The sequence below is a fragment of the Nocardiopsis sp. CC223A genome (genome assembly GCF_030766825.1).
Lineage (GTDB): Bacteria > Actinomycetota > Actinomycetes > Streptosporangiales > Streptosporangiaceae > Nocardiopsis.
Genome location: NZ_JASFDV010000073.1, coordinates 24,166 through 34,929 on the forward strand (window position 1 = coordinate 24,166; position 10,764 = coordinate 34,929).

Here is a 10,764-nt window from a genome sequence, read left to right on the forward strand (position 1 = left end):
CCGGGTCGGGCCGTGTCCGTGCGCGGGGCGCGTCGACACGGCGACGTGCGGATGTGTCGACACGGGGCCTTGTCGGTGAGGCGTGGTGCCGACGGGGGAGCGGGGGTTCACGCTCCTTCGCCGCGCGGGGACGGTGCGTCCCCGGTGGCCGTCGTGGTGTCGTCGGGCGCCCCGTCGTTCTGGGAGGGCGTTCCGGGGGCGCCGGTTCCGGTGTCCTCGGCCCCCCCGGGCGCATCGGTGTCCTCGGAGCCGGTGTCCGCGGCCTTCTCCTCGGCCGCCGCGGCCCGGCCCCGGCGCACCACCCACTTGCGCAGGGCGCGCGGGGCCAGCGCGGTGATGAGGATCAGCGCGCCCACCCCGCTGATCAGCAGCGCCTGGGTGCCCAGACCGGTGGCGTTCACCGGCAGCTGCACGTCCTGGCTGTTGATCGGCTCACCGGCGGAGTTGTGCAGGCTCGCATGCACCACCGTGCGCCCGTTGATCCGGGCCGACAGCGGCACGTACACCGTCGTCTTGGCGCCGGGGGCGATCTCGAAGTGGGTGTTGTACTCGCCGATGTCCAACCGCTCGGCGTTCTCGGAGTACACCGAGAGATGCACGTAGACGGACTCGTCCTCCAGGTCGTTGGCGACGAGGATGCCGGTGATCCCGGTCCGGCTGGCCAGGGTGACGTCCTCGCCGGGGATGATGCGCACCGCGGACAGGCTCTCGTCGACCTTGTCCATGACCAGCCCGCGGGTGGCGCCCGCCAGAGCCTCCTCCTCGCGCCAGTACACGGACTCCAGGCGCACCAGGGCGGGGCGGAACGGGTCGGAGTCCTCCACCAGGACGCTGTTGAACATCCGCACGTCCCGGCTGACGTCCTCGACCAGGCCGAGGTAGGTCGAGCCGAGCTCGGCCTCGGCGGCGCGGCCCGGGTAGTCGAGCGGGGCGCGGGTGTCCTCGTGCTCGTCGGCGGCGGGCGGCTCGATGTCCTCCAGCCGCTCGGGGGACAGCCAGGGCAGGTCGTCGCCGGCGGCCAGCACACCGTCGGCGAACGCGCGGGACGGGTCCCAGGCGGGGTCGGGGGAGGCGATCACGACCCGGTCGCCTCCGGCGTTCTCGCCCGCGATCATCGCGGTCTCGGCGGCGAACCGCTGGAGCGCCAGGGCGGTGTCGCCCGGGGTGTCGGTGGGCATGGACAGCACGTCGGTGATGCCCTCGTCGGCCACCAGGGCGACCGCCTCCTCGTCGGAGTCCCCGAGCGGGGCCTGGGCGGTGGGGGTGGTCTGCAACCAGCTCTGGGGGGGCATCGCCTCCTCCGCGAGGAGGAAACGGGTGGCGCCCTGCTCGGCGAGCAGCCCGCGCACGGAGTCGTCCATCAGACCGTCGGCGGGCAGGGCGAAGCGCTCGTCGGCGGACAGACCCAGCGCCAGCCGCACCGCTTCGCGGCCGATCTCGACCGAGGCCTCGGCATCGCCGTCCATCTCGTTGCGGAGCAGGGCTGCCAGGTCGGGGGAGGCGTAGGGGGTGGCCACCACGGTGTCCAGGGCCAGCGCCCCGCGGGCCTCGCGCAGCCACACCTGCGCGGCCACGTTCGCCTGCGCGGTCTCCCGTACCGGGTCGGACTCGGCGGGCACCGCCAGCGGGTCGGTGAGGACGTCGTGCTCCTCGGCGGCCAGGCGCAGGATGTCGTCGAGGGTGCCGGGGTCGACGGCCCAGGTGACGGGGACCCCCTCGGTGCGGGTCGGGCCCTGTTCCTCGCCCTCGCCCTCCTCCGGGTCGTCCTCCTCGTCGCCGTTCCCGGCGTCCTCCTGCGCCGAGGGGGTGGCCTCGGGCACGGCGTCGGCGGTCTCCTCGGCGGTCGCCTCGGGCGGGGACTCCGGGACGTCGGGGTCCAGGCCGAGCAGCTCGACGAGGTCCTCGTCGCCCGGGTCGAAGGACAGCGGGGTCTGGGCGCCCGCGGCCAGCAGCCGGCCCAGCCTGCCGTTCTCGGTGACGGCCGCCGCCAGTCCGTCGCCGAGGAAGGTGTCGTCGTCCGCGCGCTGGGGTGGGGCCATCAGCGGCCACACCCAGGCGATGTCGACGGAGGGGGTGTCCTCCCCGTCGCCGACGTAGGGGAGGAAGGTGTACTGGGCGCCGATCACCGTGCCGTCGCCGTCGACCGCCTCGACCACCAGCGGGTAGACGCCGTAGGAGTCCAGGTCCAGGTCCTCCGCCGGCACGCTCAGCGTGTAGGTCTGGCTGGTGCCGGGCGGCAGCTCCGCGGTGATCTCGTCGTCGGGGCCGGGCGCATCGGGCTGCCAGTCGCCTTCGGGGCCGAACGCGTCCAGGGCGTCGCGGTCGGCGAACGGGTGGCTCGAATAGCGCATGCGCACGGTGACGTCGTGCAGGCTGTCCGACGTGGTGTTGACCACCTCGCCCGAGACGCGGAGGGTGGCGTCCTCGTCGAGGGCGTCCGGCGTGATCCGCTCGACGACGAGCGGCTCGGTGTCGTCGGCGGGCTCGGCCGGGGCCGAGGCCTGCGCGGACATGGCCGGGAACGGAAGCAGCGCGGTGGCCAGGGCCATGACCACCGGCACGGAGGTGATTCGACGCAACGCTTGACCGGTTTCCTGATTCGGGTCCAGGTGGCCGTTCCGCCGGGGTCATCGACAACGGGTGGGAACGGTCGGGGTGCCCGCACGGCGCGCACGGCGTTCGCGGGTCGGGCGGACGCGGAGAAGACCATGGCGTCCCACCACTGCACCTGAAGATACCGTCTCCCTCACACCCCGGCTCTGGCGAGGACCTCCGCGCGACGTGTCGCGGCAGGGGGAACACCCGCCGAACGGGCGTGTTCACCGTGTTCTGCGGCCGTTCCGCGCCCCGTACGGCAGGCCGTGGACCGTCCGCAAACGATTCGCGGTTTGCCCGCGGGGCCGCCTAACCTGCGTTGTGTGCCGAACACAGAGTCTTCGAGTGAGAACGTCACCGTGCCGACCGCGGCGGGTGCGCCGACCCCTGCGCAGCTGTCCGCCATAGCCGCGCTGGTCGAATCGGCCCGCCCCGTCTCCGACGAACTCGGCGGGCGGTTCGCCGAGCACGGACGGGAACTGGCCCTGGTCGGCGGCCCGGTCCGCGACGCACTCCTCGGCAGACCCTCCCACGACATCGACCTCACCACCGACGCGGTGCCCCAGCGGGTGCTGGAGCTGGTCGACGGGTGGGCCGACTCGGTGTGGACCGTCGGGATCGACTTCGGCACCGTCGGCGTGCGCAAGAAGAACCTCCAGCTGGAGATCACCACCTACCGCAGCGAGTCGTACTCCCCCAAGTCCCGCAAGCCCGAGGTGGCCTACGGCACGGACATCGAGGGCGACCTGCTGCGCCGCGACTTCACCGTCAACGCCATGGCGGTGCGCCTGCCCGCCGGGGAGTTCATCGACCCCTTCGGCGGCCTCGCCGACCTGCGGGCCAAGGTGCTGCGCACCCCGGGCAAGCCGGAGGACTCCTTCAGCGACGACCCGCTGCGCATCATGCGCGCGGTGCGGTTCGCCGCCCAGCTCGGCTTCGAGCTCGCCCCGGAGGTCGCCGAGGCGGCCCGGGACATGGCCGAGAGGCTGACCATCGTCTCCGCCGAGCGCGTCCGCGACGAGCTGACCAAACTGATGCTCAGCCCCGACCCGCGCCGGGGCCTGGAGCTGATGGTCGACCTGGGCATCGCGTCCTACGTGCTGCCCGAGCTGCCCAAGCTGCGGCTGGAGATCGACGAGCACCACCGGCACAAGGACGTCTACGAGCACTCGCTCACCGTCCTGGACCAGGCCGTCGAGCTGGAGCGCACCCGCGGGCACGAGCCCGACCTGGTGCTGCGCCTGGCGGCGCTGCTGCACGACATCGGCAAGCCCAAGACACGCGCCTTCGAGGGCGCCGGCCGGGTGACCTTCCACCACCACGAGGTGGTGGGCGCGTCCATGAGCCGCAAGCGCCTCACCGCGCTGCGCTTCCCCAAGGACGTCGTGTCCGACGTGGCGTCCCTGGTCGCGCTGCACCTGCGCTTCCACGGGTACGGCAAGGGCGAGTGGACCGACTCCGCGGTGCGCCGCTACGCCCGCGACGCCGGTCCGCTGCTGGAGCGGCTGCACATCCTCACCCGTGCCGACTGCACCACCCGCAACCGGCGCAAGGCCGCGGCGCTGGCCCGCTCCTACGACGACATCGAACGGCGCATCGCCGCACTCGCCGAGCAGGAGGAGCTGGACCGCATCCGGCCCGACCTGGACGGCAACGAGATCCAGGAGATCCTCGGCCTCAAGCCGGGGCCGGAGATCGGCAAGGCCTACCGCTACCTCCTGGAACTGCGCCTGGAGAACGGCCCGATGGAGAAGGAGGCCGCGACCGAGGCGCTGCGCGCCTGGGCCGCCGAGCACCTGGCCTCCTGAGAGGGCCGACCGGTCAGCGGCCGGGTTTGACGGCGGTGACCGCCATGGCCATCCCGAACACGCGCAGCGGCGTTCCCTCCAGCCCGTCCGACAGGGTCTGGAGGGGGCGCGGGCGGCGGTCGAAGGACGGCATCAGGTAGTCGATCGCCCGCACCCGCAGGCCCACGCCGCGCAGCAGCCGCCCCATCTCCTGTGTGGTGAACGCGCGCGCGTCGGACATCCGCTCGTGCAGCGGGCGCACCCAGGGCAGGAACGGCGCGGTCAGCGCCGACCGGCGGCGCCCGCCCCACAGCACCCCGTGTACCTCGAAGGGGAACCACCGGTTGGGGGTGGTGAGCGAGAACGCCCCGCCCGGTTTGAGGACGCGGTGGATCTCCGCCAGCGCCCCCGCCAGGTCCTCGATGTGCTCGACCGCGTCGAACGCGGTGACCCGGTCGAAGGTGTTGGGGTCGAAGGCCAGCGAGTCCGCCGACATCTTGTGGATGCCGATCCGGTCCTCCAGCGGGCTCCCGGCGATCCGCTCGGTGAACACGTCCAGCAGCTGCGGCTCCAGGTCGATCGCGTCGACCCGCACGTACCCCTCGGCCAGCTCGACGGTGTGGGTCCCGTCACCGCAGCCGACGTCGAGCAGCCTGTCCCCGCGCGCGGGCAGGTGCCGCGCGACGGCCCCCACCCGCTTGGCCACACCCCGCCGGCCGAAGGCGCTGGAGGGGGCGCCGATCCCCAGAGCACCGTTCATGGCACACCATCTCTCCGTGTCTACGAATCCTTGGCCCGGACACTACAGCAAGTAATGCAATGGTCACGGAAAGATCAATCGCTGTGGGGACATGTCGACAAGTCCTCCGCGTGTCACGGCGCCATGAGGAAAAGTGGCCACATGAAGGGCGGGTGTCGCGCAGGTCGGTACCAAGGAACTCCGCGACGGCCTGAGCCGCCGCCTTTCCGAGGTGCGTGAAGGCCGCACCGTCACCGTTACCGACCACGGCGGACCCATCGCCCGCATCATCCCGGTCGGTACGCCCACCACCCTCGACGGACTCATCCTTGAGGGCCGGGTCCGGCCCGTGCGTCGCTCGGGCTCGCCGTGGGCGACACCTCCTCACCGCGGTGAGCGGGCGATTCAGCAGGCGCAGGTGAGGGCGTGCACCGGTGCGGTGAGCGGGTCGGCGGGGGAGCGCTCGACGCCGGTGGCGGTCTCGACCCCGAACCCCTCGCGGATCCAGTACTCGATGCCGCCCACCATCTCCTTGACCCGGTATCCCAGGCGGGCGAACTCCAACGCGCCCTTGGCGGCGCCGTCGCAGCCCGGGCCCCAGCAGTACACGACCACCGGCCGGGCCGGGTCGACCAGCGCCGCGGCCCGCTCCGCGACCTCCGTGCGGGGCAGGTGCACCGCCCCCGGGACGTGCCCCTGGTCCCAGGCGACGCGGGCGCGGGTGTCGACGAGGGTGAAGCCCGGGTCGCCGGAGGCCAGCGCGGCCTGTACGTCGGACACGTCGGTGTACAGGCCCAGGCGGGCGGAGAAGTGGGCCACGGCCTGGGCGGGGTCGGCGAAGCGTGAAGTCGTCATGTCGACAAGGCTAGACTCGGGAGCCCCGCACCGGCAGGTGCGATCCACGGCCTGTCCTTGTTCTCACCGTGGATCACGCGGTATACCACCCCCATGACCGATGTATCGCTGGACGAGACCGATCTGCGCCTGCTCGCCGCCCTCCAAGTCGACGGCCGGGCCGGGTACGCCGAGCTGGCCCGGACGGTGTCCATGTCCGCCAGCGCCGTCGCCGAACGGGTGCGCCGCCTGGAGGCCGCCGGGGTGATCTCCGGCTACCGTGCCGTCGTCGACCCCGAGCGGCTGGGGTTCGCGGTGACCGCCTTCATCCGCCTGGCCTACCCCAACGGCAACTACAAGCCCTTCCACGACCTGCTGGCCACCACCCCCGAGATCCTGGAGGCGCACCACATCACCGGGGAGGACTGCTTCCTGCTCAAGACCGTGACCCGGTCGATGCGCCACCTGGAGGAGGTCGTCGCCCGCGTCGCGGTGATGGGGTCGGTCACCACCAACGTCGTCTACTCCAGCCCGCTCAGGGGCCGGCCGGCCACGGAGGCTCTGGGGGTGACGCCCGTCATTGCGGGATCGGAGGGCCGGGCCTGACACTGGCCCGATGAGCCTGACCACCTGGTACCTGGAGACGACCGACCCCGGCGAGCTGCGCCCCGCGCGGGAACCCGGGGGCGACGTGCGGTTCGTCCGGGTCGGGGTCCCCAGCCCCGCGTTCAACCGCTTCCTCTACGAGCGGGTCGGCGGCGACTGGCAGTGGACCGACCGCCTGTCCTGGACCGAGCAGCAGTGGCGGGAGTGGGTGGACCGGCCCGGTCTGGAGACCTGGGTGCTCTACCTCGACGGTGCCCCCGCCGGGTACACCGAACTGGAGGCCCAGCCCGACGGCGCGGTCGAGGTCGTGTACTTCGGCCTGCTGCCCGGGTTCCTCGGCCGCGGGCTGGGCGGCCACATGCTCACGCTCACCCTGAGCCGCGCCTGGGACCTGGCCGACCGGCTGCCCGGCCGCGAACCCACCCGCCGGGTGTGGCTGCACACCTGTTCCCTGGACGGCGAGCACGCGCTCGCCAACTACCGCTCCCGCGGCCTGTCCGTCTACAGGACGACACAGGAACAGGTCGACACGTCGACCAAGGGGCGCCTGCCCGCGCCCTCCTAGACCGTGGGCTCCGGCGCGGCCGTCCGGCGCTCCCGCAGCGCCCAGGCCAGCCCGGCGGCCAGGTAGACGGCGACCATGCCGACCACCACGGCGGTCCCCAGGCCCGAGGGCGGCACCAGGGCGGCGGCCAGCCCCGCGCCCAGCACGAACGTCGCGTTGAACAGCACGTCGTACACGGAGAACACGCGCCCGCGGAAGGCGTCGTCGACATGTCGCTGTACCTGCGTGTCGACGGTGACCTTCACGCCCTGGGACACGAACCCCAGCACGAACGCCGCCACCGGGAACAGCGCGGGCGAGAACGGCAGCGCGAACACCGCCAGCACCACCGCCGCCACCAGCAGTTGGAGCCCGATCCACGCCCCCGGCGTCATCCGGTCCGTCGCCCACGGCGTGGCCACCGCGCCCAGGAAGAACCCGATCGCCAGCACCCCGGCGGCCACCGAGAACCCGGCCAGCCCCGCCACCCCGCCGCCGGTGAACGTGTTGTTGTACAGCAGCAGCGTCATCAGCGAGGAGATCCCGAACAGCACGCGGTGCAGCCCGATGGTGCCCAGCGCGTCCCGGGCGGGCGGCCGCGACCAGATGTGCCGCACCCCGGCGACCATCCCGCGCACCACGCTCCCCACCGCGGCGCGCACCTCCGCGGGTTCCCGCTCCAGGTGCGGGCCCAGCTCCCGGCGGCCCAGGGAGAGGGAGACCAGGCCGGCGGCGGCGAACCCCAGCGCGGCGGCCACCAGGATCGCGCCGGTGCTCAGCGATCCGGTGCCGCCCAGCACCCCCAGGCCCAGCCCGACCCCGGTGCCCAGCGAACTGGCCACGGTCCCGCAGGTGGGGGTGACGGCGTTGGCCATCATGAGCTGATCGCGCGGCACCACGTACGGCAGGCCGGCGGACAGCCCGGACAGGAAGAAGCGGTTGACGCTCAGCACCAGCAGTGCCGCGACGAAGAAGGCCGGGCTCTCGCCCCCGGCCACGATCACCGCGCTGATCACCGCCAGAGCGGCCTTGACCAGGGCGGACAACAGCAGGACCTGGCGTCTGGGCCACCGGTCGATGAGCACCCCGGCGAACGGCGCCACCACCGAGAACGGCAGGAGCAGCACCGCGAAGGCCGCCGCCACGGCGGCCGCGCTCGTGTGCTGCTCGGGGTTGAAGAAGACGAAGCCGGCCAGGCCCGCCTGGTAGACCCCGTCGGAGAACTGCGAGACCAGTCGCGTACCGAAGAGCCGCCGGAACCGGGAGCCCCGCAGGACGGTGCGCAGATCGCCGAAGAAGGACACACCACCAGAGTAGGGCGTGCCCGGGGCCGTGCCGGCCCCGGGCCTGGAGCGGACCCGGAGCGGGCCTACTCGCCCGCGATGAAGCGCTCGACCGCGTCGTGCGCCTCGGAGTCGCTGTACTGCTCGGGCGGCGACTTCATGAAGTAGGAGGAGGGGGCGTTGATCGGGCCGCCGATGCCGCGGTCCTTGGCGATCTTGGCCGCGCGCACCGCGTCGATGATGATCCCGGCGGAGTTGGGGGAGTCCCAGACCTCCAGCTTGTACTCCAGGTTCAGCGGCACGTCGCCGAAGGCGCGGCCCTCCAGGCGCACGTACGCCCACTTGCGGTCGTCCAGCCACGGCACGTGGTCCGACGGGCCGATGTGCACGGCGCCGGCGTTGAGCTCGTGCGGGATCTGGGAGGTGACCGACTGGGTCTTGGAGACCTTCTTGGACTCCAGGCGCTCGCGTTCGAGCATGTTCTTGAAGTCCATGTTGCCGCCGAAGTTCAGCTGGTAGGTGCGGTCGACGATGACGCCGCGGTCCTCGAACAGCTTGGACAGCACCCGGTGGGTGATGGTGGCGCCCACCTGCGACTTGATGTCGTCACCGATGATCGGCACCCCGGCCTCGGTGAACTTGGCGGCCCACTCGGGGTCGGAGGCGATGAACACGGGGAGGGCGTTGACGAAGGCCACGCCGGCGTCGATGGCGCACTGGGCGTAGAACTTGTCGGCCTCCTCCGATCCCACGGGGAGGTAGGAGACGAGGACGTCGGCCTTGCTGTGCTTGAGGGCGGCGACGACGTCCACGGCGTCCTCGGCGGACTCCTGGATCGTCTCGCGGTAGTACTTGCCCAGGCCGTCGTAGGTGGGGCCGCGCATGACGGTGACGCCGGTGGGCGGCACGTCGCAGATCTTGACCGTGTTGTTCTCGCTGGCGACGATGGCGTCGGCCAGGTCGTGGCCGACCTTCTTGGCGTCCACGTCGAAGGCCGCGACGAACTCGATGTCGCGCACGTGGTAAGGGCCGAACCGGACGTGCATCAGGCCAGGTACCCGAGAGCCGGGGTCGGCGTCCTTGTAGTAGTGCACGCCCTGGACGAGCGACGCCGCGCAATTGCCGACGCCCACGACGGCTACACGTACCGAACCCATTGGTCCTTGCTCCTTCTTGCTCGCGAACATGGATGCCACGGCGCACGACGGCACCCCCGTTCCCGTGGCCGGTGGGGTGGCGGCGTCCCGCGTTCGTTCTCCGTATGTGCTCAGCGGCCCGCACGGTGTTTCTGTTCCCGCCCGGACGCCGGACGGGTAGTGGAACGTGTGGCTCCGACTGTTTTGTTCGGTTATGACTCTATCTTCGGTCACTTGGAGAACCGCATGTCACCTACGGTGACACCATCGTTCCGGAGTCACCCGTGACCCTCCGTGTCATCGGTCCCCTCGGTGCGCCGCGCGCGTAAAGTCACACATCCGCCCTGCCTGCGCCGTCGCCCCCGGCCGTCCCGGGGTGCGGGCACACCGCTGTTCGGTTTCCACACGGTGAGCAGTCACGACGGAGGACGGACCGCCGCCGGTGACGGAGTGTTCTGTTGCACGGGGTACCCTCGCGCGTGGGTTGTGCTATACCGTCCCATCGCTTTAACGTGACCTGTGATTTGCGCGTGAAAGCCGGGAGAGCCCCCTACCGACTCCGGGACGGGCGTCCGCATCGGGCGCCGGCGGAGGGGTGGGAGCTCTCGGTGCGTGCTCGTGGATGCTTTCGTGCGGCTCGGCGCTCGCGCCGACCGGCGGGAGCGCCCTAACTCCTGCTGTGCGCCGCCTCACATGCTCGGCGGCGTCGCACAGCGGAGGCTGCTCGAAGGGCCGCGAGCTGGAATGATCCGCCGGGCACGGCTTGAGCCAACGACCAGGAGGATGCAGCGGCCAACGTCTTCGCGACCTGTTGAAAACCTCCGCCCCCAGCGGAGCGTCCTTTTATCAAGCCTTGAAGCACAGGCTGAGCACAGAGCGGGCCCGGGCAGTGTCTCCGGGCGGTGCCGGTCATAGCGGGCAGTGGAGACCAGGTCGCGGATCACCGATCCCCCAGGGGGACCGTCCCCCCGTTCCACCAAGGAATCGTCAGGCCGACCGGCCGTGAAAGGCAATCGAGGACCACGTGAGTACCGAACGACGACGGGATGCCGACGGCGGCCGTCGCCGGGCCGACGGCCCGGCGAACGGCGCCGGCGGCAACGGCGGTAGGCGCCGGGCCGATGGCCCGCCGCCGAGGGACCAACGTGCCGCAGGGCGCCGATCCCCGGAAGCTGAGAACGGTTTCTGGGGGGAGGAGGCGCGCCCCCGGCGCCGCCCCCCGGCCGATGACATGCGTGCC

General features: G+C 71.9%; 8 protein-coding genes. 3 read left to right on the forward strand and 5 right to left on the reverse strand.

The genetic code is table 11. The features are described from left to right. Positions 1-107 precede the first annotated feature (107 nt). Positions 108-2,579, reverse strand: coding sequence for a DUF6049 family protein (locus QJS33_RS24125; RefSeq protein WP_372339709.1), 2,472 nt, complete (start codon positions 2,577-2,579; stop codon positions 108-110). Between the two features lie 339 nt (positions 2,580-2,918). Here QJS33_RS24125 and QJS33_RS24130 point away from each other — a divergent pair, with 339 nt between their 5' ends. After that, entirely contained in the window at positions 2,919-4,403 is a 1,485-nt protein-coding gene (locus tag QJS33_RS24130; protein WP_306370350.1) for a CCA tRNA nucleotidyltransferase, read from the forward strand. A 13-nt stretch (positions 4,404-4,416) separates the two neighbouring features. Here QJS33_RS24130 and QJS33_RS24135 read toward each other — a convergent pair whose 3' ends face one another. Together QJS33_RS24135 and QJS33_RS24140 are read right to left on the reverse strand one after the other, a co-directional pair. Beyond that, a complete protein-coding gene (locus QJS33_RS24135; RefSeq protein ID WP_306370351.1) occupies positions 4,417-5,142 on the reverse strand; it encodes a bifunctional 2-polyprenyl-6-hydroxyphenol methylase/3-demethylubiquinol 3-O-methyltransferase UbiG in 726 nt (241 codons plus the stop codon). A gap of 384 nt (positions 5,143-5,526) precedes the next feature. Next, positions 5,527-5,976: a rhodanese-like domain-containing protein gene (locus QJS33_RS24140; RefSeq protein ID WP_306370352.1), complete on the reverse strand. Its 450-nt coding sequence runs from the start codon at positions 5,974-5,976 to the stop codon at positions 5,527-5,529. Between the two features lie 93 nt (positions 5,977-6,069). Here QJS33_RS24140 and QJS33_RS24145 point away from each other — a divergent pair, with 93 nt between their 5' ends. After that, complete coding sequence (locus QJS33_RS24145; protein ID WP_306370353.1) at positions 6,070-6,561, forward strand: Lrp/AsnC family transcriptional regulator; 492 nt, start codon at positions 6,070-6,072, stop codon at positions 6,559-6,561. A 10-nt stretch (positions 6,562-6,571) separates the two neighbouring features. Next, entirely contained in the window at positions 6,572-7,126 is a 555-nt protein-coding gene (locus QJS33_RS24150) for a GNAT family N-acetyltransferase (protein ID WP_306370354.1), read from the forward strand. Here the strand turns inward: QJS33_RS24150 and QJS33_RS24155 are convergent. Then, entirely contained in the window at positions 7,123-8,409 is a 1,287-nt protein-coding gene (locus tag QJS33_RS24155; protein ID WP_306370355.1) for an MFS transporter, read from the reverse strand. The two genes, QJS33_RS24150 and QJS33_RS24155, sit on opposite strands and share 4 nt — an antisense overlap. Before the next feature lie 65 nt (positions 8,410-8,474). Then, the gene (locus tag QJS33_RS24160; protein ID WP_306370356.1) at positions 8,475-9,545 is read right to left on the reverse strand and encodes an inositol-3-phosphate synthase; all 1,071 of its coding nucleotides are present in this window, start codon (positions 9,543-9,545) and stop codon (positions 8,475-8,477) included. Between the last annotated feature and the right edge of the window lie 1,219 nt (positions 9,546-10,764).